Genomic DNA, 21,114 nt, shown 5'->3' on the forward strand with positions numbered 1-21,114 from the left:
GCTCAGCCTCCCGTGTTGGCGGCACGCTTGCGCTTGATGGCCTGCAGAGTGGTGCGCGCATTCTTGGTGCGGCCAGCCGCGATATCGTCCAGCCCTTTGCCGGCTTCATTGATGAGCAGTAGATGGATATGTTCCCGTTCGAGCTGATGGTAGTAGTCCAGTCGGTCCGAATCGATCAGGGCCACGTAGCTTTCACCATTCTTGGTGATGATCTTCTCGGCACCAGCTTTGACCTGGTCTGCTAGGTCGGAGAGATTGGCGCGGGCTTGTGAGAAGGGAATGACGTCACTGGCAGAGATCGACATAGCGAGCCTCACTGTCTTTAGTTGCAGAATTTTGTACATAATACAGATCAAGATGGGGTGATGGTAGAGGCCGCGGCCCCGCCACCACGGCATTTGATGACCGGCGCTTTTCTGGTGGCATCGGGTGCCTTGATCGGCGGGATGCTTTTCGACGTCGCCAGGCCGTCGCGGCCAGACGACACGCCCCTCGCCTCGCACGATGCAAGGGGCGCCATCGTCGCCTCCTACCAGCCGGAGCCTTTCGCGGTTCCGCATTCCGGGCTGGATGTGATCTGGAATCACTTCCAGCGCTGATTCACTCGAAGACTGCGCAAATGCGGTTAGCGTCAGGGAGCGCCGGCATCGGGCGCTCCCCTGCCCTGCCGCTCAGTCCGTACGGAACCGGTCGTGGCAGGCCTGGCAGGCGTCGCTCGTCCTGCCGAACTGTGCCTTCACTGCGGCGGCGTCCCCTGTCGCAGCGACTTTTGCGAGCTCGTTGGCTTCCTTGTTGAAGGCCTGCGCCAACTCCTTGACCTTGTCCGGTTGCAGGAAGAACTCCGTTTTGACGCGCGTCTTCACGTCGCCGATGTCTTGGTCGGTGCCGGCACCGAAGAGCGCGCCCAGACCCGAGTTCGACACCGCCGCGACCGCTGCCGCGGCCTTCGCGACCTCTTCACTGCCATACGAGCCTTCGAGGTTGCCCTTGATCTTGCGCATGTTCCAGGCCATGAAGCCGTAACCGGCCTTGCGGAACTTGATCTGCTCGTCAGGCTTGAGCGGTGCCGCCACGGCGCTACCTGCGACGGCGGCGAGTACGCTCATCAGAACACTCGTCACGACCAGCTTTTTCAGCATATTCATTCTTGATAGTTCTCCAGGGTTCACTTGAAGGCGTTGGCTTCTTCCTTGGCGAGCGGGATCCAGTGCAGGAAGCCGAACAGCACGGTCAGCAGGACGCTGACCGCGAGCGGCCCCTTGTAGAGGCGGACGCTCTTGAAGGCGATGAAGATTTCCAGTACGTGGCCGCCCAGCAGGATGAGCGCCGCATACTGGATCGTGGCCGTGTTGCCGGGAAGCGGGATGAAGATTCCAACGACTGCCAGTGCGTAGACGACAAGGCAGAAGCCCTTCAACAAGGTATTCATGATCGGCCAGACCTCCGGTCTCACCAGGAAATCGGATAGTTTTCCGGGCCCGAATAGAAGGCGTCGATATAGGCGTAGTGGTCCGGATCGCTCGCCCGCTGTCCGCCAGCCGCCTCTTCGGCGCAGCCCGACCCGATTCCTGCGCACATCAGGAACGCCGCCGCAACTGGATGAAATGCATGTTTCATGGTCTGTCGTCTCCTCGTTGTTGTTATCAAGCGATCGTCCAGGTATCGCCGCTGTTGAAGAGCTTTTCCAGCGTTCCGGGGCCTTTTTGCGCACGGGCGTCGGCCGCGAGCTGGGTGCTGAGCGCCTCGTAGGCCGGCGCTTCCACCGAACGGAACACGCCGAGCGGAACCGGTAGCGGCGCCGCGAACTGCGACAGGAAGAAGGCGAGCCCGCCGTTGGGGGCCGATTCGTCGTGGACCGCGAGATCCGCCTCCGTGACGCCGCCTTCGCCGATCGTGACCACTTCGGGGTCGAAGCCGCGCATGCGGATGCCCTTGTTGCCGTCCTTGCCGAAACGCAGGGGCTTGCCGTGTTCGAGCAGGATGCGCGCGTCGTCGCGGGTCTCCTTGTCGGCCAGCGTGTTGTAGGCGCCGTCGTTGAAGACGAGGCAGTTCTGCAGCACCTCGACGAAGGCTGTTCCCGGGTGTTCTGCGGCGCGTCTGAGCGTTTCCAGGAGGTGCGTATGATCGCTATCGACGGTGCGCGCAACGAAGGTCGCACCAGCTCCCAGTGCCACCGAAACGGGGCTGAATGGGCGGTCGATGCTGCCCAGTGGAGTGGTCTTGGTCTTCTTGCCGAACTCCGAAGTCGGCGAGTACTGCCCCTTCGTCAGGCCGTAGATGCGGTTGTTGAGCATGATCATCTTCAGCCCGATATTGCGCCGCATCGCATGGATGAAGTGATTGCCGCCGATCGCGAGCGAATCGCCGTCGCCCGACACGACCCACACCGACAGCTCCGGGCGCGCGAGCTTCAATCCGCTCGCGATGGCCGGCGCGCGGCCATGGATGCTGTGCATGCCATAGGTTTCCATGTAATACGGAAACCGGCTCGAACAGCCGATGCCGGAGATGAAAGCGAAGTTTTCGCGCGGAATGCCGAGCGTCGGCAGAAGCTTCTGCACCTGGGCGAGCAAGGCGTAGTCGCCGCAACCGGGGCACCAGCGCACATCCTGGTCGGACTCGAAGTCCTTTCGGGTCAGCGGCTTGATTTCAGTCATCTGATTCATGGTCGGTTCCTCAGCACAGCTCCAGGATGCGGTTGTAGATTTCGGATACCTTGAACATCTTTCCCTGCACCTTGGGCATGACGATCACATCGCGCAGGTAGCGTTCGCGCAGCAGCCGGGCGAGCTGCCCCAGGTTCAGTTCCGGCACGAGCACGGTCTTGTAGCGGGCGAGGATGTCGCCGAGCTCGGCCGGCAGCGGGTTGAGATGGCGCAGATGCACGTGGGCGACCGACTTGCCGGCCAGTTCCGCCTGCTCGCGCGCCTGCACGATCGAGCCGTAGGTGCTGCCCCAGCCGACGATCAGCAGATCGCCCGAGGACGGGCCTTCCACCTCGAGCGGCGGGATGTCTTTCGCGATACCGGCGACCTTCGCGGCGCGCACTTCGACCATGCGCTGGTGATTGAGCGGGTCGTGCGAGATGTTGCCGGTGAGGAAGTGCTTCTCCAGACCACCGACGCGATGCTCCATTTCGGGCGTGCCGGGGCGCACCCAGGCACGTGCGAGGTGTTCGTCGCGCGCATAAGGCTCGAAGCCGTCCGGGTTGGTGCGGAACTTCACGTCGAGCGGCGGCAGCGCGGCCGGATCGGGAATCCGCCACGGCTCGGCGGCGTTGCCGATGCCGCCGTCGGACAGGAAGATCACCGGCGTCATGTATTTGACCGCGATGCGGAAGGCCTCGATGGCGCAGTCGAAGCAGTCGGCCGGCGAACGCGCCGCGATCACCGGGATCGGGCATTCGCCGTTGCGTCCATACACGGCCTGCAGCAGGTCGGATTGCTCGACTTTGGTCGGAAGGCCGGTGGACGGGCCGCCGCGCTGGACGTTGGTGATCACCAGCGGCAGTTCGAGCATCACCGCGAGCCCCATCGCCTCGGTCTTCAGCGCCATGCCGGGGCCGGACGTCGTCGTCAGCCCCAGCACGCCGCCATAGGCCGCGCCGATCGTCGAACAGATGCCGGCGATCTCGTCTTCGGCCTGGAAGGTCGTGACGTTGTAGTGCTTGAGGCCCGAGAGCTCGTGCAGGATGTCGGTCGCCGGCGTGATCGGGTAGGAGCCGAGGAAGAGCGGCACCTTCGCGAGTTCCGACGCGGCGACGAACCCCAGCGCCGCGGCGTGGTTGCCGGTGAGGCTGCGATAGCGCCCCGGCTGGATGTCGGCCGCGCGCACCTGGTAGGTGCTGACGAACATCTCGGCCGATTCGGCATACGCGTAACCGGCGCGCAGCGCGATGACGTTCGCTTCGGCGATGTCGGGCTTCTTCGCGAACTTCGCGCGGATGTTCTCTTCTTCGTTTTCGATCGGCCGGCTATAGAGGTACAGCATCAGGCCGAGGGCATAGTAGTTCTTGCAGCGGCCGACTTCCTTCTTCGCAATCCCGGTGTTCTTGAGGGCCTGCGCGGTCAGATCCGAGATGTCGATCGTGTAGAGCCGGAAATCGGTCAGCGTGCCGTCTTCCAGCGGATTGCTCTGGTAGCCGGCCTTCTGCAGGTTCACCTTGTTGAAGGCTCCGCTGTTGGCGATGATCATGCCGCCGTGCTTCACATCGGACAGATTGGTTTTCAGCGCCGCCGGGTTCATCGCGACCAGGACGTCGGGCGCGTCGCCGGAGGTGAAGACCTGCCCCGACGAAAATTGGATCTGATAGCCCGACACCCCGAACAGCGTGCCGGTCGGGGCGCGGATTTCGGACGGATAGTCCGGGTGCGTCGCGAAATCGTGGCCGGCTCGCGCGATCGCCTTCGAGAATTCGTTACCGGTAAGCTGCATGCCGTCGCCCGAATCCCCGACGAATCGGATGACGACACTTTTGACTTCCTCTATCGGCCGGACTGTCTGCATCCCGCAGCGGCTCGCCTCGGGCGCGTCCGCCGTCATGACTTGAGTATCCATACAAAGGCACCTGATATCCGTTATTGGAGTGCGGCGACCGAGGAACGCACGGTCGGCCGCACGTCGTTTGGCGGAATCGATTAGGCGCTTTGCAATGAGGCCGCCGATTGACCCGGCGCGCCAATTTCTTGACCGTACGTCTCACCACTCGTCGAGGCCGTGAGCCTTACGGATCGAATCCGCAACCGATCGTGGATTCCCTCGAAGTGCTCGCCCGGACTGGGTCCGGGGCAGATTTCGCTTCCCGCCGAAGCGTCTTGTGAGGGCGGATTCCCGGCGCGTGGCCCCCACCGGATGGGTGGGGAGCGGTCATCCCCTTGCGAGTCGTGGCGATGGCCTTGGCGCGTGCAGGGCGTGGCGCCGTCGCTAGCACCAAATGTCAAGGCAATGTCCCCGCAGGTCAATCGCGACCTCGCCAGAGTGCTTAACGTGGTCGCACAAAAGAACGAATCAGTGACGGAGGAGACACCGCCATGACCTGGAATGGCCTGCATTCCGGGTGCCTGCGAGCGCCCGTGAATTCTTCCGGACGGTTCATTGTTTAACGACCGGCGGAATATAAGGAAGCGCAATCATGACGACGAAGAAGGTCATCCACCTCAGCCTGATGCGGACCGACAGGCCGGACGAAATTGATGCCCTGCACGATCGACTCGAGCGCGAGGGCTACATGCGCATGATGCAGATCGGCGAGCCGCGACTTTCGGAACTGGTCGCGAAATACAAGGCCAAGGGCTACGAGGTCGAGGTCGTCCCTTACATCGACGATGGCGATGACGGCTCAGGTCCCGCTCCGATCGGTGGCTGCGGGCCGGGTTCCTGCAGTTCCGCCAGCACCGCGAGCTGCGGCTCGGGCAGTTGTGGCTCGGGGTCGTCCCCGGTGCGTCGGACAGGGCCGAGGGTCGTCGTGCCCGACGTGGGCACGATCTATGTGCGCATGAACAACGAGCCTGCCATATCTGCCTGACAAGCATTCGCCTGCCCCGCGGCAGAACATAAAAGAAGCCGGACACCGGCATTCGGAGGAGACATCCGTGGCAACCTACGTCGCTGACGCCAGCACGATCCCGTATACCCCCAGCGTGTCCCGCAGTTTCGCGTGGATCGTCTTTGCGCTGACTTTCGGACTGCTGATCTCCGACTACATGTCGCGGCAAGTGCTGAACGCAGTCTTCCCGGTGTTGAAGGCCGAATGGGGGCTGTCGGACACGCAGCTCGGTTCCTTGAACAGCATCGTTGCGCTGCTCGTCGGAATGCTCAGCTTTCCGCTGTCTGTCCTCGCCGACCGCTGGGGGCGCGTGCGCAGCATCGTGCTGATGGCGGGCCTGTGGAGCCTGGCCACGATGGCCTGTGCGCTGGCCGAGGGATACGCGCAGATGTTCGTGGCGCGGTTCTTCGTCGGCCTCGGCGAAGCGGCCTATGGCAGCGTCGGCATTGCACTGATCCTGAGCGTCTTTCCGCCCCACCTGCGTTCATCGCTGACCGCCGCCTTTATGGCCGGCGGTGCGATGGGGTCGGTACTGGGCATGGCGCTCGGCGGGGTCGTAGCCACCCATCTGGGCTGGCGCTGGGCCTTTGGCGCGATGGCGGTGTTCGGGCTCGGGCTGGTGGTGTTGTACGCCCTGATCGTCACCGAACGGCGCTTGTCGGTGGAAAGTGTCGGAGCGGCGAAAAGCGGTGCCTCCGAGTCCAAAGGCCGTATGCCCTGCCCGGGCTTGCGCAAGCTCTTCGGCGCGCTGTTTTCCTCCGTCTCGGTCGTGTGCGCCTACATCGGCAGCGGCCTGCAACTATTCGTCATGGCGTCGCTGATCGCGTGGCTCCCGAGCTACGCCAATCGCTACTATGACCTGCCCCCCGACCGGGCCGGCCTTGTGGCCGCGGCCTTCGTCCTGATCGGCGCGATCGGAATGACCTGTTGCGGGATCATCACGGACCGCCTCAGCCGCACTTTCGCGATACGCAAATGGTTGATCGCGATGGCGTACTCGGTCGCTTCCTGCGCGCTGCTGCTAGTGGGCTTTCACGTCCCGGCAGGCCCGATGCAGTTCGTCATCATCGGACTCGGCATGTTCTTCGTCGCCGGCACGACCGGCCCTGCGGGCGCGATGGTCGCAAACCTGACGCATGCGTCGATCCACGCCAGCGCGTTCGCGACGCTGACGCTCGCGAACAACCTGCTCGGGCTGGCGCCGGGGCCCTTCCTCACGGGCTTTCTCGCCGATCGCATCGGGCTGCTCCCGGCCATGCAGCTAATGCCGCTGTCCGCCGTCGCGGCGTCGGTCGCCTTTGCCGTTGGCTATCGGCATTACGAGGCGGACCTGGCGCGGATGCGCATGCTGCACCCGCACAGCCACTGATAAAAAGAGGGGTGTCCGAATCCTGGAGAGGAGGAATATCAGGTGGCCGTTGGACACCCCTGCGAAAACGCTAGCCCGCGGTCTACAGGCCGAGATTCATCTCCCTGATCTCGTCCGAAACCGCAAAGCGGGCCTTGGTGGTCTTGCGGATGTCATCGAGCGACACGCCGGGCGCGTACTCGACGAGCACGAACTCGCCGTGCGTGATGCGGAACACCGCCAGTTCGGTGACGACCATAGCCACCCGCCCCTTGGCCGTCAGCGGCAATGTGCAGCGGTCGAGGATGCGCGGCTCGCCTTCCTTCGTGCAGTGCTCCATCGCGACGATGACCTTGCGCGCACCGGTCACGAGATCCATCGCGCCGCCCATGCCCGGGACCATCTTGCCCGGCACCATCCAGTTCGCGAGATTGCCCTCCTCGTCGACCTGCAGCCCGCCCAGCACGGTGACGTCCACATGCCCGCCGCGGATCAGCGCGAAGGACATCGCACTGTCGAACATCGCAGCACCCGGCATCAGCCCGCAGGGAATGCCCCCGGCGTTGACGACCCCCGGCATCGGCTCGCCTTCGAGCGGCGCGAGGCCCAGAAAACCGTTCTCGGACTGCAAGGTGATGTGCATGCCCTGCGGCAGGTAGCGCGGTACCATGGTCGGCAACCCGATGCCGAGATTGACGACATAGCCTTCGTGGAACTCCTGGGCGACGCGCCGTGCGATCACTTCCTTTGCTTGCATGTCATTGCCCCCGGAGAACGATCTTGTCGACGAGCGCCGCCGGCGTCATCACGAGGTCGGGGTCGATCTCGCCGATCTCGACGATCTCATCGACTTCCGCGATCACGAGATCCGCGGCGAGCGCCATGATCGGGTTGAAGTTGCGCCCGGCCCGCTCATAGACGAGGTTGCCCGCGCGATCGGCGCGCTTGGCCTTCAGGATCGCGACGTCGGCGCGCAGCGGCAGCTCGACGAGAAAGCTCTTGCCGTCGACGACCATCTTGGTCTTGCCTTCCTCGACGACGGTCCCGACGCCGGTCGGGGTCAACACGCCGCCGAGCCCTGCCCCGCCGCAGCGGATGCGCTCCGCGAGCGTCCCTTGCGGCACGAGTTCGACGTCGAGCTCGCCCGCGATCATCTTCTTGCCGGTGACGGGATTCGTGCCGATATGCGACACGACCACCCGCTTCACCTGCCCGCCCGAGATCAGCGGCCCGACACCCGTCTCCGGCGCTGCCGTGTCGTTGCCGATCAGCGTGATGTCCTTGGTGCCCTGCTCGCGCAGCACCGACACCAGCCCGTCGGGCGTACCGACGGCCATGAAGCCGCCGAACATGATGCTCATGCCGTCCCGAAAGAGCGGTCCGATCTCGGACCAATCCACCTGCTTGTCCAAAGCCATTCTTCTGTCTCCTCGATGCAGACGGCACTTCCCCCTCCCGGCCCGTTCTTGTCGGGCAGGAATCGAGGCCGTCTACGTTTGTATTTTTTGGGGTCGGAGCCGTGCCGTTCAGCGCTTCAAGCTCAATGCAACCACCACAGCCCGCCCAGGATCAGCGCCGCCAGGAAGACGGTGTTCGCGGTCAGCATCGCCACCGGCCGCCATCCGACCGCCGCGAGTTGCTGGAACGAAGTCTTCACGCCGAGTGCCGAGATCGCGACGACGAGGCACCAGCGCGACAGCCCGGAGGCGGCCTGCGTGACCTCTTTCGGGATCAGTCCGAGGCTGTTGATCAGCACCAGCACCGCGAAGCCGACGAGGAAGCCGGGCAGCACCGGCGGCTTCTGGCCCGCGGGGCCGCCGTCGCGGAAGAGCACCGACACGACCGCGACCACCGGCAGCAGCATCGCCACGCGGAACAGTTTCACGAAGACCGCCGCATCGCCGACCTCGGGCGAGATCAGGTAGCCCGCGGCCACCACTTGGGCGACGTCGTGGATCGTGCCGCCGAGGAAGACCGCCGCCGCGTTGGCGTCGAGCCCAAGCATCTTCACGAGCGTGGGGTAGATGATCATTGCGACCGTCGACAAGGCCGTGACGCCGACCACCGTGAAGAGCGTGAAGCGCTGATTGGCTTCGTTCTTCGGCAGCACCGCCGAGATCGCGAGCGCGGCCGACGCCCCGCAGATCGCGACCGCCCCGCCGGTCAGTATCCCTTCCGTTCCCGGACGACCCAGCAGCCGGCCGACAAGCGCGCCGAAGAGGATCGTCAAGACCACTCCCCCCGCGACCATCGCAATCGACTCCGCGCCGAGCCCCGCGAGCTGCTCGGCGGTGATCCGCGCGCCCAGGAGCGCGACGCCGAAGCGCAGGATCTGGCGCGACGCGAACTCGATGCCGCGGTGGATCTTCTCGCCGTTGGCGGCGAAGTTGAAGGCCATGCCGAAGAACAGCGCATACAGCAGCTGCGGTCCGCCCTGGTGTTCGGAGACGAAAGTCGCCGCCATCGAGATCGTGATCGCCGTCAGGACGCCGGGCCACAACTGCGCCCAGGCCGGGAAGTTCAACATCGCGGTTGCACGCATTTGGATGCTCATCGTGTTGGTCCAGATATCGTATCGTTAGCGGGCCGCGAAACGCAGCTTGGGCCGCACGCGGAAACTGCGCGCCGGAGCCGGATTCTTCAGCAGGAAGTGGGACAGCGCCGGGATCAGGATCAGCGCGCCAACCATGTTCCACACGAACATGAAGGTCAGCAGGATGCCCATGTCGGCCTGGAACTTGATCGGCGACCAGATCCAGGTCACGACGCCCGCGGCCAGCGTCACGCCGACCAGCGCGACCACCTTGCCCGTGAATTGCACCGAGCGCCGATGCGCAGCCGCCAGGGACGCCCCCGCCCGCTGCTGCGCGAGCTGGATGGAGAGCAGATAGAGCGCGTAATCGACGCCGATCCCGACGCCCAGCGCGATCACCGGCAAGGTCCCGACCTTCACGCCGATGCCGAGCACCACCATCAGCGCTTCGCACAGGATCGAGGTCACCATCAGCGGCACGACCGCGACGACGACCGCGCGCCAGTTGCGGAAGGTGATGAAGCACAGGACGATCACCGCGCCATACACGTAGAAGAGCATCGTGTGATTGGCTTCCTTCACGACGATGTTGGTCGCCGCGTCGATCCCGGCGCTGCCTGCGGCGAGCAGGAACTGGCGCTCGCTCGAACTGTGTTCTTCGGCGAACTGCGCTGCCGCTGCGACCACGCGGTCGAGCGTCTCGGCACGGTGGTCCGTCAGGTAGGCGATCACCGGCATCACCGAACAGTCGTTGTTGAAGAGGTCCGGGTTATTCACCGAGGCCTGCTGCGCGCCGTAGTTGAGGACGTCCTGGTTGCGCGCGAGCGTCACCCACTTCGGGTTGCCTTCGAAGGAGCCGGCGGTGATCTGGCGCACCGCATCCCCGAGAAAGACCGTGGTCTGCACCCCCGGCACCTGCTGCAGGGTCCAGGCGAGGCGGTCGGCCTCGACCAGCGTCTCGTACTTGAGGCAGCCTTCGGTCGCAGTCTTCACGATCACCGCGAACTGGTCGGACGAGAGCGAGTAGTTGGCCGTGATGTAGCCGTTATCGCGGTTGTAGCGCGAATCCGCGCGCAGTTCCGGCGCCCCGGCTTCGAGGTCGCCGATCTTGAGGTGCAAGGAGACGACGAAGCCCGCGACGGTGAGGATCGCCGACACCGCGATCGCGCCGATCGCCCAGCGCCGCTCGGTGAAGCGTTCGAGCCAGGCCCACAGCCCGCTGCTCGCCGACGATTCGGCCACCAGGCTACGCGCGGCCGCCCGGGTGCTCACGCCGGTATAGGACAAGAGCACCGGCAGTAGGATCAGATTGGTGAAGATCAGCACCGCCACGCCGATGCTCGCCGCGAGTGCCAGCGCCTGGATCACCGGGATGTCGATCACCATCAGCACCGCAAAGCCCACCGCGTCCGCGACCAGCGCCGTCATGCCGGCGAGGAACAGCCGCCGGAAGGTGAAGCGGGCGGCGACGAGGCGATGCGTGCCGCGGCCGATGTCCTGCACGATGCCGTTCATCTTCTGCGCGCCATGGCTCACCCCGATCGCGAAGATCAGGAAGGGCACGAGGATCGAGAAGGGGTCGAGTTCGAAGCCGAAGGCGGCAATGAGCCCCATCTGCCACACCACCGCGATCACCGAACAGGCCACCACCAGCGCGGTGCTGCGCAGGCAGCGGGTATAGGCAAAGATCACGACGATTGCGATCAGGGCCGCGACCGCGAAGTAGGTCATCACCTGGCTCACGCCGTCGATGAGGTCGCCCACGAGCTTCGCGAAACCGATGATGTGGATACGCACCGGCGCGCCCGACTGCTCAAACTTCGCGCGGATGTTCGCTTCAAGGGTGGCCGACAGGGCACGATAGTCGATCGCCGCACCGGTCGCCGGGTCCTTGTCCATCAGCGGCACGAAGATCATGCTCGAGCGGAAGTCGGTGCCGACAAAGCGCCCGACGATGCCCGAGCGGGCGATGTTGAGCTTCAACTGCTCGGTCGCCTTGGGCGAGCCGTTGTAGGAATCCGGCATCACCGGGCCGCCCTGGAAGCCCTCTTCAGTGACTTCGGTCCAGCGCACCGAGGGCGTCCACAAGGACTTCACCCACGCGCGGTCGACGCCCGGCGTGAGGATCAACTCGTCGTTGATCTTTTTGAGCGCGTCCTGATAGGCCGGCTCGAAGATGTCGCCTGCAGGGTTCTCGACCACCACCCGCAGCACGTTGCCCAAGCCCCGCAGCTCCTTGCGGTTCTCCAGGTAGTTCTTGATGTAGGGCTGGCCCTGCGGCAGCATGCTCTCGAAACTCGCATTCAGATGCAGTTTCGCGGCCGCGACCAGCGCCAGCACCACAGTGACGACCGCGCACAGCGCGACCACGGCCAAGCGATGATTGAAGATCAAGCGCTCGAGGCGGTTGCCCGAGTTACGATCGAACTCCGAGAGGGAACGCACGACTGGCGTCGTGTCCTGCGAATCGATTGAGACGGCCATCGCGTCTGTCTCCTAAGCTTTCTTGTTCTAGCGAAGCGGCTGGACGCGTACGCCGCGGGCACCCGCGACGACGATCGCGTCCGCGCCCAAGGGCACGATCGCCGAGGCCGGCGTCGCCCGCTCGAGCTTGACCGGCGCGAAATGTTCACCGTCGTCGTGGCTCACGAGGAGGCGCCCGGCCTGGCTCGCGAGGAACACGTCGCGCTGGCCCACGGCCACACCGGACGTCAGCCCTTCCTGCAATCCGGTCTCGATCTTGTGCCAGTTCGCCCCGCCATCGGTGCTGCGGAAGGCGTTGCCGCGCAGCCCATAGACGATCACCGCGTCCCGCGTGCCGGTGACGCCGAAATAGCTGCCTTTGTAGGGCGTCGGGATCGCGACGAAGCGCCCGGCGGCCGAGTCGAGCCGCATCACCAGTCCCTGCTCGCCGGTCACGAAGACGTCGCCGCCCGCCGCACGGATGCCATAGAGGTGCAGCGCCTGCGGGTTGTCGGTGCGATCGAGCCACGGCTCCCAGCGCTTGCCGCCATCGGTGGTGCGCAGGATCAGGTTGAAGGCGCCCACGACGAAGCCGGTCTTGTCGTCAGCGAACCACACGTCGAGGAAGGGGTTCTCCGCGCCCTGTGCCGCAAAGCGCTCGGCCTCAGTCACCCATTTCGCGGACTCGGCGCCGGACTGCGCCTTGTAGTACTCAACCATCATGGCACCGACGTTGCGGCCGTCGAGCTGCTTGCTCCAGGTCGCACCCGCATCGCTGCTCGCGAGCACGACGCCATCATGACCCACTGCCCATCCGCGCTGCGGCGTCGGGAAGCTCACCGCCACCAAGTCCGAGCTCACCGCCACGCGTGCCTGGCGCCAGCTCTTGCCCTGGTCGTCCGAATACGCGATGTGGCCGCGCTGGCCCACTGCGACGATGCGCTGGCCGGCGAGCGCGAGCCCGTTGATCAGGCCCTTCGCCGCGAGCGGGCTCGCCATCGCGGGTGTGTCGAGTACATCCTGGAAGTCGGCCGCAGGGGCCGCGACCGGCATTGCCAACGCGAACGCGACCACGATGCCGCCGATTCGGTGCACTTTCATTGTCATTCCTCTGTGGGGGGGCGGGTCGCCCGGTGCGGCCACTGTTGCCGCCGCACCGGGGGCCCGGGGAGGAGACCTTGTGGGTCGTTCAGCGGATGCCCGCGCCGGCCAGCGAGTCGGGCGACCAATCGCGCTCGCTGAGCGGCTTGGTCTGGCGCATGCCGCCGGTTTCGGCGCTGAAGCCCGTCAGCGAGTAGATGCCCGCGATCAGGTCATAGTGGCCGAACATGTCGGTGTAAGGTGCCGGCAGGTCGTAGCTCGGGGCCATGTAGGCGAAGCCGGCGCGGTATATCTGCCCGCGGGCGTCGTACTGGTCCGACGCGAGCGCCGCCCACGAGTCCTCGTCGAGGTAGAACACGCGCTTGCTATACACGTGGCGCTTGCCCTCGCGCAGCGTCGCCTCGACGACCCACACGCGGTGCAGCTCCCAGCGCACGAGATCCGGGTTGAGGTGATTGGGTTTCAGCAAATCGTCCTGCTTCGCCTGATACACCGCACCGTAGTCGTTGTACGGCACGAACATCTCCTTCTTGCCGACGAGCTTGAAGTCGAAGCGGTCCATCGAGCCAGTGAAGAGGAAGATGTCGTCGAAGGTATTGCCGCCAGCCGTGCCGGGGTTCGGCGTGTCGTGTGACAGATCGGGGGCGACCTTCACGCGGCGCTGGCCCGGCAGGTAGGTCCAGGCCCGACGGTCCTTGGTGCCGATGTCAAGCGGGTCGACGATCAGCAGCGCCTCACCCGCGCGCCGCGCCGGGCCGGTGTAGGTGTTCTTCAGGCGCCAATAGGTTTCCGCCGAACTCTTGCTGTTGTCCCAGAACGGATACTCCTGGACGTTGTTGCCTTCGGTGGCGAGCGTCGTACGGCCGCTGGCGTCGACGTTGAGGTTGCGGTACTTCACCTCATAAGCCTGGCCGTTGTAGCGCACGAGGTGATTCCACATCGCCTCGTAGCCGGTCTTCGGGATCGGGAACGGGAAGCCCGCGTGGCAGCCTTCCATCGAGCGCCCGTCATTGCCGGTCTTGGCCGACACCGCGCACTTCGCCGTGTTGTCGGCGACGAACTTGGGGAAGGCGACGCTGCGGTGCGTCGGATAGACATCGACACGGAAGGTCGGGTACTTCTGCAGCAGCGCCTTGGTGCCCTCGGTGAGCTTGTCGGCGTACTGGGCCATGTTCTTGCCGTCGATCACGAGCCGCGGCTTGTCGCTCGCGAAGGGGTTCGGCCGAATGCCGTCGCCGGCCTTGAAGCCCGCCGGCGCCTGGGTCGTGCCGCCGCTGTACTCGGGGATCGTGCCGTCCTTGTTGCCGGCTTTCTCGGCGCCGATCACGGTCAGGCTCGTGCCGAGCTTCTTCGCCTCGTCGGCCGGAACGGCCGCCGCGGCTTGTCCTCCCAACGCTACCGCGATCGCGGTAGCGAGCATGGTCTGGATGATATGCATGACTTTGTCTCCTCTCAGAAGGTGGTCTTGAATGTCAGGCTCACGAAGCCGCGGTCCTTGAGCAGCGTAGTGAAGCCGTTTTGTGTCGTCACGGCAGTGCCGTTGTCGCGGTAGCGGCCGAAGTAGTCGACGTACTTCAGGTCGATCCGGTATTTCTGAAATATGTCGGCCGACAGGCCGACGCTGTAGTTGCCGCTGCGCTCGTTGCCGCCGAACACCGTGGCTGCGTTACCCGAGATCCCCCCGGCAATCGACATCGGCGCCGACAGATCGACCCCCGGCAGCACCTGGTACCAGGTCGGCGTGAAGGACAGCCCCAGGCCCCAGAAATCCTTTGTCGTGCAGCCGTCCCACTTGTCGCGGCCGCGGCAGGGGGCGAAGCCCTCGGCGTAGAAGAGGTTCTCGCCGCTGCGCACCTTGTCCCAACGGCTCCAGGTCACTTCCGCCGCCCAGTTCGCGGCGTCGAACACAGCGGTCTTCGGCACCACGCCGAGGAAGTTCACCAGCCCGTGGAAGGTGTCGCCGCGCGGCCCGTTGGTCTCTCCGCGCTCGGGCACGCCCGGGGCGACGCCCAGCACCTGCGCATTAAGCGGCGTGTTGCGGCGATACGAGAACTCGGCGCCGACGCTGATGCCAGCGATGTTCTTCGCGAGGCTCACGCCGAAGAGGTCGATGCCGTCGGCGTAGATCATGTTGTAGCGGCTCACCCCCGGGCCGACCTGCGTGAGCAGCACCTGCGGCAGCTTGTCGGCATAGCGGCGGTAGTACAGGCCGAGCGTCCCGTCGAGCATCTCGGGCGACCAGCGCAGCGACACGCCGTACTCGCCCGTCTTTTGGGGTTCCAGGGGCTTGCCGTTCGTCGCGAAGCCCAGCCCGCGGCTCAGGAACTGGCGGTCCGGGCCGTTGAAGGCGAAATCGACCGGCCCGAGGTAGGTGCCGCCTTCCGGATAGCGGTAGGCCTCCCAGTCGAGGAAGTACTGCGCCGCGACCGACAGCGTGTCGGTGACCTGCGCCTGGCCCGAGATCTGGTTGAGCGGGCGGAACAACTCCTTCGCCTCTACTCCCGGCGTCGCGAAGCCCTTCTGCAGGTCGAGCGGCATCTGTGCGTAGGAAACGCTGTGCATCGACCCGCCCAGGAACAACGATTCGCCCCAGAACACCGCGTGACGGCCGGCCTTCAGGCGCACCGGCACCTCGCCCGCGTCGAAGTTGCCGAACACGAAGGCGTCCAGCAGCTCGCCCGAGGGGCCCGCGTAGAGACGCTTGGTGTAATGGCTGTACTCGTGATTGGTGTAGCTCGGAATGCCCGACAGCGGCGCGTTCGGGTTGCCATGGCTGTCGTCGCCGTAAGCCGCGTCGTACCAGCCCGCCCCGCTCACGCGAAAGCCCATGTTGCCCTTGTAGACCACGTCGAGCTCGGACAGCAGGTCCAAGCGATTGGCCACCAGCTCGCCCCGGTCGAAGCTGTAGGTGCCCTCGTCGGCCACTGCAGAATTGCCGATCTTGCGGTCGCGCTTTTCGACGCGGCTCGCAAGGTTGTAGCGAATCGTGTTGTCCCAGCGCACCTGAAGATCCGCATTGCCGGTGTCGAACTCGAACGCCTGCGCGTTGCCGCCCATCGATAGCAGCGCCGCCGTCACCACAAGCGTCATCTGCCTGCGCGCCGGAGCCCCGCCGCATTTCCTCATCTCCATCTCCGTAAGCCCTCTCTTATCGTTTGTTCGAGCAACTTCGCCTGTCCGGAAACTCTCACTCCGGACACAGTTTCATTGTCCGCATCCCACCCCCGCACGCCCCCTGCGCAACGGAGGGGGAGAGGGGGAAGAATCAGACCGAACGCTCGCGCAGTACCTTCTTGTTGATCTTGCCGACGCTGGTCTTCGGAATCTCGCCAACGAAGACGATGTGTTGGGCATCCGGTACGGCGTACTTGCTGATGCGCTTCAACTCGACGTGATGCAGCAACCGTGCGCGGATCCGCTCGACGTCGAGTGTCGCGCCTGGCTTGCAGACGACATAGGCCAGGGGCCGCTCGCCCCACTTCTCGTCGGGAACGCCAACGACGGCCGACTCCTGCACGCCGGGCACTTCGCCGATCAGGCTTTCGACCTCGATCGACGACACCCATTCACCGCCGGTCTTGATGACGTCCTTGATACGGTCCACGATCTGCACGAAGCCGTCCGGCCGCACTACGGCGACATCCTGCGTGTGCAGGTAGCCACCCGCCCACAACTCTTCGGACGCCTCGGGTTTCTTGAAATACCCTTGGGTCAGGAACGGCGCGCGAACGACAATTTCGCCTTGCGTCCTGCCATCGCGGGGCACGTCCTGCATGTCGGGATCCACGACACGGAAGTCGACCATCGGCACGGGCCGGCCCGTCAGGCAGCGCAGGCGGACTTGATCGTCGACATCGCCGCTCAGGTCATCGGACGAGAGCTGGGCGAGCGCGACGACCGGCCCGGTTTCCGACATCCCGTATCCGGCGAACACGTCGATTCCGCGCTCGACCGCTGCCCGGCACAAGGCGGCCGACAGCGCGGAGCCGCCGATGATCATCTTCCATCCGGAAAGATCCCGCTCAGCCCCCGCGGAGGCCTGCAACAGCATCTGCAGGATCGTCGGCACGCAATGCGAGAAGCTCACTTTCTCGTCACACTTGAGCTTCAGCAGCATGTCCGGCACGTAGCGTCCTGGCAGAACGGTCTTCAGCCCGAGCAACACCGCGATGTAAGGAATGCCCCACGCGAGCACGTGGAACATGGGGGTGATCGGCATATAGACATCTTCGCGATGCAGCCGCTGCCCGTCGCGCTGAGCAGAGAGGCTCATTGCAGTCGTCAGCGTGTGCAGCACGATCTGGCGGTGGCTATAGCAGACGCCCTTCGGATCGCCCGTGGTGCCCGTCGTGTAGAAGGTCGCGGCCTTGGTGTTCTCGTCGAACTCGGGAAATTCGTATCCGGGCGACGCCTCCCCCACCAAAGCCTCATACTCTCCCGCCAGTTCCAGCGAGGTGCCAGGCAACGGCTGGCCGTCGGCCATCACGACGATCTGGCGGACCGCCTTCAGCTCCGGCTTCAGCTGCTCCAGCAGCGGCACGAAGTCCGCATGGACCAGAACGACCTCGGCCTCCGAGTCGTTCAGCGTATAGGCAATCTGCTGCGGCGACAGGCGCACGTTCACCGTGAACATCGTCGCTCCCATCATCGGGATGCCGAAGTAACTCTCCAAGTAGCGATGGCTGTCCCAGTCCATCACCGCGACGGTGGTGCCGTGCCGAACGCCCAATGCGCTCAGTGCCGATGCGAGCTTGCCGATACGTGCGCGGAACTCGCGGAAGCTGTAGCGCAACTCCCCGCGATACGTGATCTCCTGGTCGCCGTGCACGGTGACCGAGTTCAGCAGCAGCTGCTTGATCAGCAGCGGGTAGGCGTACGCCGAGCGCGTCGCGTCGATGGGATTTTCCGGCATGGCTGTCTCCGTCATGGTTGCTTAACGTTAAGCGGCGCAGGACCGGATGATTGCGTCCGGCGCGGGTATGACGAAGCTTATCTGTGCCAAGGCACCCGCCTCCCCTTCTCAGAGGCGGGGGAGGCGGGGGAGGCGGGTGCGGGTTTGGGCTGGAGGGGGATGAATCGGGGCGGCAGCGTTACGGCGGGCGCACTAGGCGTCCGTTTGGCTTGCGCCGTTGATACGGTCCTCGCAGGGGCTTACTCGATGCCTTCCAGCAAGCCCAGAAGCTGGGCGCGGCGCACAACATGCTTGCGGTTGGCGGCATCCAGTTTGTCGAAGAGATTCTTCAGGTGCCATTTGACGGTCACCTCGCCAACCCCCATCGCGTGGGCAACCTCCTTATTTGAGAGATTGCGCGCAAGAAGCTCAAGGACTTCACGCTCCTTCGGGGTCAGCACCATGCTCGGAATCGCGCGCGGCCCGCCCCCCTCGCGCGGCAGCTCGGGCCGCATCACCCGGGCGACGGCGATTGTCTTGTCGGGCTCGGCATGGCCCGCGCCATCGAGCGATAGGCTGCGTGCCCAATCGGCAATGGCCGGGTGCGCATCCACGAACACCCGCACGAAGCCGTAGGTACGTGCAAGGTCCATCGCCTCTCGCAGCAGCGCACGGCCATCCTCGCTGCTGCGGTCGAGCACGTAAGCCCGCAGCGCCATATTCTCGATCCACGCGCGACCGAGTTTCATCCCCTGCGCAAACGGCGAGGCCCGTTCCAGCGCATCGCGCGCCGCACGCCAATCCTGTGCCGCGATTGCGGCATGGGCATGGGACGTCGTCCGCTGCAGCTCGACCATCCGTCGCCATACCGGTCCGTACCCCTCCTCTTCGCGCGCAACAATCTCATCAATGCGTGCAGCGAGCATACGGCAGGTTTCCGAACGGAACCTCCCGGCGTGCATGCGCGTTTGCTCCGTGAGACTTACGATGCACAGGCGCGGCATGCTGCGCGCAGCGCCAATCGCGAACAGCGTTTCCAGGAGGTCCAGTGAACGATGTTCCGCCCCCTGTGCGGCAGCGACACGAGCTGCTGTCCGGTAGCCAAGCAGCGCCGTTTCAGGCGTACCGGTGCGCTCGAGCACATCGAGCCGGTTGGCCAGGAGGGCGGCAGCTTCGTCAATACGGTCACGCTCGTAGGCGGCAGCGGCAAGCAGAGCCGCAAGCATGCACGACAACGGATGACGCCTGCCCAGCGATTCGTCGGTTCTTGCAAGCACCGGCTGCATCATCTGCTCGACCAGTTGCACCTGCCCTTCCCACAAATAGCTCAGACCGGTGATGAATTCGCCCCACAGCGACGAATAGGCGAATCCTGCGCCATGTGCACCTCGCGGCACCTCCTGCTGATGACGACGCGCGAGCGCAGGATCTCCCCGCAGGATCGCCAGCACCGAGAGGCGGTTCGCATGCATCTGCAGCAACGCCGGATCTCTTGACGGCGGCGCATTAGCCCACGGCTCGAACAAGGCGAGGCAGCGATCGGGTTCGTCCGCGTAATAGGCTGCGCCGCTACCGATCAGCGCACATTCATAGCGCAAGCCGACGTCGACATCCGCCCCCTCCAGAATATGCGCGACCAACCTTTCAGCCTCGACATGACGCTCGCTGAGCGCCAGCACCCACGCGGCTGCAAGACGCAACCGGGGCCGCTTGTCGAGCTCGGATGCCGGCAGAAGTTCAACCCACTCGAGCACCGTGCCGACCTGCCCCTGCATCGCCGCATCGTAAAGGCACTGCTCCGCAAGATTGTAGGCAACCTCGCGGTTGCCCGCGGCCAACGCATGCCGGGCGGCCTCTTCGAGCATTCCCCGTCCTTCGAGCCATCGCATGGCGCGCAGGTGCAGCTGCTCCTGCTCGGCGGCCGGCAACTCGGCCACCCGGGCACGCAGGGCATCGCGTGCGAGCATGTGCAGTCGGCACCACTCGCTATCGTCCGCAACGGCAAAGATCGGCAGGTCGCGCATGAGGCGCGCAAGATGTTCGGCTGACCGCTCCATACCGGTGAGCGCCGCGCAGAGCTCGGGATGCAGAAGGTCCGCTACGGAAATCCGAGTCAGAAAATCGGCGTCTTCAGGCGCGAGTTTGGCCAGCAAGCCGCCCAGGAGCTGCTCCTGCTGAATACCATCACGCGCTGAAAGCGTCGCGACAACGGCGCGCGGGTCTCCGCCCCTTTCCAGCGCGGCCAGTGCAAGCTGCAGGCCCAGCGGCCAACCTTCGACGATCTCGTGAATCCGCGCACAGGTATCCGCATCGATCTTTCCATCGAATCGGCTGCGAACCAGCTCGAGCGTGTCCTCCATGCGGAAACGCAGCAATTCCGGTCCGACAAGCACACAGTGCCCGTAGGCGCACATATCGGCCACTTCGGCTTCCAGGCCGCTGCGCGCGGCGACGACCACGCGCAGGTTGGGCGGCGTGTTGTGCATCAGGTACGACAGTGCGGACAAAGCCTCCGCCGAAAGGCGCTCCGCCTCATCGACCATCAGGACAAGGTCCAGCGACGTGTGCGCCACCTCTGCCAACCAGGCCGTCACACCTTCCAATGCGCCGACCGATGCTCCCCCTTCAAGCAGGGTGCGGCCGAACGCAGGCCGGCCGCAGCCGAAGCGCACGGCATGCACGAGGCTCTGCAACAAGCGCTGCGGATCGACGTGCTCGTCGACCGACGTCCACGCTACCGCAGCCCCACGCGCCAGCACCTCACGGCGCCACTGTGCGAGCAGCGACGTCTTGCCGAACCCCGGCGGCGCTTGCACCACGATCACCTGACGGTCTCTGAACCGTTGCTCATCCAAAGCAAGCCGGACGCGCGTCAGCAGATGCCGCGGGGCCCGCGGAGGAGTCGTCTTCAGCATGAGTGCCGGCAGCGGAGTTCCGCTCGAAGTGGTCATTGTCATCCCACCAGATATGGACCCAACATCGGTCGCAACAAGCGCCCGTGCGAATCTCGCCGCTTACGCAGCAACCAGACGCAATTATAAGCCTGCGCCTCGCCCACCCCCTCCCCCTCCTGCACGAAGGGGGAATGCACTCCACCCCCTGACTAACATCAACTCCAAGCCCGAATACGAGGAGAACGGAATGCAGCTGGTGGATGTATGCGCGCTCGAAGACATCGCCCCCGGCCTGTCGGTCCCGACATTCCCGGTCGAAATCGTCGCCGGCAGAGTGCG

At 64.9% G+C, this 21,114-nt stretch carries 18 protein-coding genes; 3 read left to right on the forward strand and 15 right to left on the reverse strand.

The window, feature by feature from the left end:
• Window positions 1-2: 2 nt before the first annotated feature.
• On the reverse strand, window positions 3-305 hold the full coding sequence (locus AZKH_RS25680; RefSeq protein ID WP_015452232.1) for a type II toxin-antitoxin system Phd/YefM family antitoxin: 303 nt from the start codon (window positions 303-305) through the stop codon (window positions 3-5).
• Window positions 306-401: 96 nt separating this feature from the next.
• Between AZKH_RS25680 and AZKH_RS27410 the strand changes: the two genes are divergently transcribed.
• Complete coding sequence (locus tag AZKH_RS27410) at window positions 402-599, forward strand: hypothetical protein (protein WP_041657978.1); 198 nt, start codon at window positions 402-404, stop codon at window positions 597-599.
• Between the two features lie 72 nt (window positions 600-671).
• On the opposite strand, the gene AZKH_RS25690 is transcribed toward AZKH_RS27410, so the two are convergent.
• The 5 genes from AZKH_RS25690 to AZKH_RS25705 are packed head-to-tail and all read right to left on the reverse strand — an operon-like array spanning window position 672 to window position 4,557.
• Window positions 672-1,145: a cytochrome c gene (locus AZKH_RS25690; RefSeq protein ID WP_015452234.1), complete on the reverse strand. Its 474-nt coding sequence runs from the start codon at window positions 1,143-1,145 to the stop codon at window positions 672-674.
• A gap of 20 nt (window positions 1,146-1,165) precedes the next feature.
• On the reverse strand, window positions 1,166-1,429 hold the full coding sequence (locus AZKH_RS25695; protein ID WP_015452235.1) for a hypothetical protein: 264 nt from the start codon (window positions 1,427-1,429) through the stop codon (window positions 1,166-1,168).
• 20 nt (window positions 1,430-1,449) lie between these two features.
• On the reverse strand, window positions 1,450-1,617 hold the full coding sequence (locus AZKH_RS27415) for a hypothetical protein (RefSeq protein ID WP_015452236.1): 168 nt from the start codon (window positions 1,615-1,617) through the stop codon (window positions 1,450-1,452).
• A gap of 26 nt (window positions 1,618-1,643) precedes the next feature.
• The gene (locus AZKH_RS25700; RefSeq protein ID WP_015452237.1) at window positions 1,644-2,666 is read right to left on the reverse strand and encodes a 2-oxoacid:ferredoxin oxidoreductase subunit beta; all 1,023 of its coding nucleotides are present in this window, start codon (window positions 2,664-2,666) and stop codon (window positions 1,644-1,646) included.
• A gap of 10 nt (window positions 2,667-2,676) precedes the next feature.
• Complete coding sequence (locus AZKH_RS25705) at window positions 2,677-4,557, reverse strand: 2-oxoacid:acceptor oxidoreductase subunit alpha (RefSeq protein ID WP_015452238.1); 1,881 nt, start codon at window positions 4,555-4,557, stop codon at window positions 2,677-2,679.
• Between the two features lie 574 nt (window positions 4,558-5,131).
• Here AZKH_RS25705 and AZKH_RS25710 point away from each other — a divergent pair.
• Window positions 5,132-5,524: a hypothetical protein gene (locus tag AZKH_RS25710; RefSeq protein ID WP_015452239.1), complete on the forward strand. Its 393-nt coding sequence runs from the start codon at window positions 5,132-5,134 to the stop codon at window positions 5,522-5,524.
• Window positions 5,525-5,591: 67 nt separating this feature from the next.
• On the forward strand, window positions 5,592-6,914 hold the full coding sequence (locus AZKH_RS25715; protein WP_015452240.1) for an MFS transporter: 1,323 nt from the start codon (window positions 5,592-5,594) through the stop codon (window positions 6,912-6,914).
• A gap of 82 nt (window positions 6,915-6,996) precedes the next feature.
• Here the strand turns inward: AZKH_RS25715 and AZKH_RS25720 are convergent, their stop codons facing one another.
• The 9 genes from AZKH_RS25720 to AZKH_RS25760 all read right to left on the reverse strand — a co-directional run bounded on the left by AZKH_RS25720 (window position 6,997) and on the right by AZKH_RS25760 (window position 20,832).
• On the reverse strand, window positions 6,997-7,650 hold the full coding sequence (locus AZKH_RS25720; RefSeq protein ID WP_015452241.1) for a 3-oxoacid CoA-transferase subunit B: 654 nt from the start codon (window positions 7,648-7,650) through the stop codon (window positions 6,997-6,999).
• Between the two features lies 1 nt (window position 7,651).
• Window positions 7,652-8,311 carry an acetate CoA-transferase subunit alpha gene (gene atoD / locus AZKH_RS25725; RefSeq protein ID WP_015452242.1) on the reverse strand — a complete coding sequence of 220 codons (660 nt, stop codon included), beginning with the start codon at window positions 8,309-8,311 and terminating at the stop codon, window positions 7,652-7,654.
• A 122-nt stretch (window positions 8,312-8,433) separates the two neighbouring features.
• A complete protein-coding gene (locus AZKH_RS25730) occupies window positions 8,434-9,447 on the reverse strand; it encodes a YeiH family protein (RefSeq protein WP_231874604.1) in 1,014 nt (337 codons plus the stop codon).
• Window positions 9,448-9,471: 24 nt separating this feature from the next.
• The gene (locus tag AZKH_RS25735; protein ID WP_015452244.1) at window positions 9,472-11,910 is read right to left on the reverse strand and encodes an RND family transporter; all 2,439 of its coding nucleotides are present in this window, start codon (window positions 11,908-11,910) and stop codon (window positions 9,472-9,474) included.
• Between the two features lie 27 nt (window positions 11,911-11,937).
• Window positions 11,938-12,990 (reverse strand): YCF48-related protein, encoded by a 1,053-nt coding sequence (locus AZKH_RS25740; RefSeq protein ID WP_015452245.1) that lies wholly within the window; start codon window positions 12,988-12,990, stop codon window positions 11,938-11,940.
• A gap of 88 nt (window positions 12,991-13,078) precedes the next feature.
• Window positions 13,079-14,428, reverse strand: coding sequence for a DUF1329 domain-containing protein (locus AZKH_RS25745; RefSeq protein WP_015452246.1), 1,350 nt, complete (start codon window positions 14,426-14,428; stop codon window positions 13,079-13,081).
• Between the two features lie 14 nt (window positions 14,429-14,442).
• The gene (locus AZKH_RS25750) at window positions 14,443-16,116 is read right to left on the reverse strand and encodes a DUF1302 domain-containing protein (protein WP_015452247.1); all 1,674 of its coding nucleotides are present in this window, start codon (window positions 16,114-16,116) and stop codon (window positions 14,443-14,445) included.
• A 139-nt stretch (window positions 16,117-16,255) separates the two neighbouring features.
• Window positions 16,256-17,902: a fatty acid--CoA ligase gene (locus AZKH_RS25755; RefSeq protein WP_015452248.1), complete on the reverse strand. Its 1,647-nt coding sequence runs from the start codon at window positions 17,900-17,902 to the stop codon at window positions 16,256-16,258.
• Window positions 17,903-18,141: 239 nt separating this feature from the next.
• On the reverse strand, window positions 18,142-20,832 hold the full coding sequence (locus AZKH_RS25760; RefSeq protein WP_041657983.1) for a LuxR C-terminal-related transcriptional regulator: 2,691 nt from the start codon (window positions 20,830-20,832) through the stop codon (window positions 18,142-18,144).
• Window positions 20,833-21,114: the final 282 nt, after the last annotated feature.

It is taken from the genome of Azoarcus sp. KH32C (assembly GCF_000349945.1).
In the GTDB taxonomy this organism is placed as follows: domain Bacteria; phylum Pseudomonadota; class Gammaproteobacteria; order Burkholderiales; family Rhodocyclaceae; genus Aromatoleum.

Bases quoted from the DNA above. Each gene is read 5' to 3' on its own strand.
- AZKH_RS25680 (WP_015452232.1), bottom strand. From the start codon at position 305: ATGTCGATCTCTGCCAGTGACGTCATTCCCTTCTCACAAGCCCGCGCC.
- AZKH_RS27410 (WP_041657978.1), top strand. From the start codon at position 402: ATGACCGGCGCTTTTCTGGTGGCATCGGGTGCCTTGATCGGCGGGATG.
- AZKH_RS25690 (WP_015452234.1), bottom strand. From the start codon at position 1,145: ATGAATATGCTGAAAAAGCTGGTCGTGACGAGTGTTCTGATGAGCGTA.
- AZKH_RS25695 (WP_015452235.1), bottom strand. From the start codon at position 1,429: ATGAATACCTTGTTGAAGGGCTTCTGCCTTGTCGTCTACGCACTGGCA.
- AZKH_RS27415 (WP_015452236.1), bottom strand. From the start codon at position 1,617: ATGAAACATGCATTTCATCCAGTTGCGGCGGCGTTCCTGATGTGCGCA.
- AZKH_RS25700 (WP_015452237.1), bottom strand. From the start codon at position 2,666: ATGAATCAGATGACTGAAATCAAGCCGCTGACCCGAAAGGACTTCGAG.
- AZKH_RS25705 (WP_015452238.1), bottom strand. From the start codon at position 4,557: ATGGATACTCAAGTCATGACGGCGGACGCGCCCGAGGCGAGCCGCTGC.
- AZKH_RS25710 (WP_015452239.1), top strand. From the start codon at position 5,132: ATGACGACGAAGAAGGTCATCCACCTCAGCCTGATGCGGACCGACAGG.
- AZKH_RS25720 (WP_015452241.1), bottom strand. From the start codon at position 7,650: ATGCAAGCAAAGGAAGTGATCGCACGGCGCGTCGCCCAGGAGTTCCAC.
- atoD (WP_015452242.1), bottom strand. From the start codon at position 8,311: ATGGCTTTGGACAAGCAGGTGGATTGGTCCGAGATCGGACCGCTCTTT.
- AZKH_RS25730 (WP_231874604.1), bottom strand. From the start codon at position 9,447: ATGAGCATCCAAATGCGTGCAACCGCGATGTTGAACTTCCCGGCCTGG.
- AZKH_RS25735 (WP_015452244.1), bottom strand. From the start codon at position 11,910: ATGGCCGTCTCAATCGATTCGCAGGACACGACGCCAGTCGTGCGTTCC.
- AZKH_RS25740 (WP_015452245.1), bottom strand. From the start codon at position 12,990: ATGAAAGTGCACCGAATCGGCGGCATCGTGGTCGCGTTCGCGTTGGCA.
- AZKH_RS25745 (WP_015452246.1), bottom strand. From the start codon at position 14,428: ATGCATATCATCCAGACCATGCTCGCTACCGCGATCGCGGTAGCGTTG.
- AZKH_RS25750 (WP_015452247.1), bottom strand. From the start codon at position 16,116: ATGAGGAAATGCGGCGGGGCTCCGGCGCGCAGGCAGATGACGCTTGTG.
- AZKH_RS25755 (WP_015452248.1), bottom strand. From the start codon at position 17,902: ATGCCGGAAAATCCCATCGACGCGACGCGCTCGGCGTACGCCTACCCG.
- AZKH_RS25760 (WP_041657983.1), bottom strand. From the start codon at position 20,832: ATGACCACTTCGAGCGGAACTCCGCTGCCGGCACTCATGCTGAAGACG.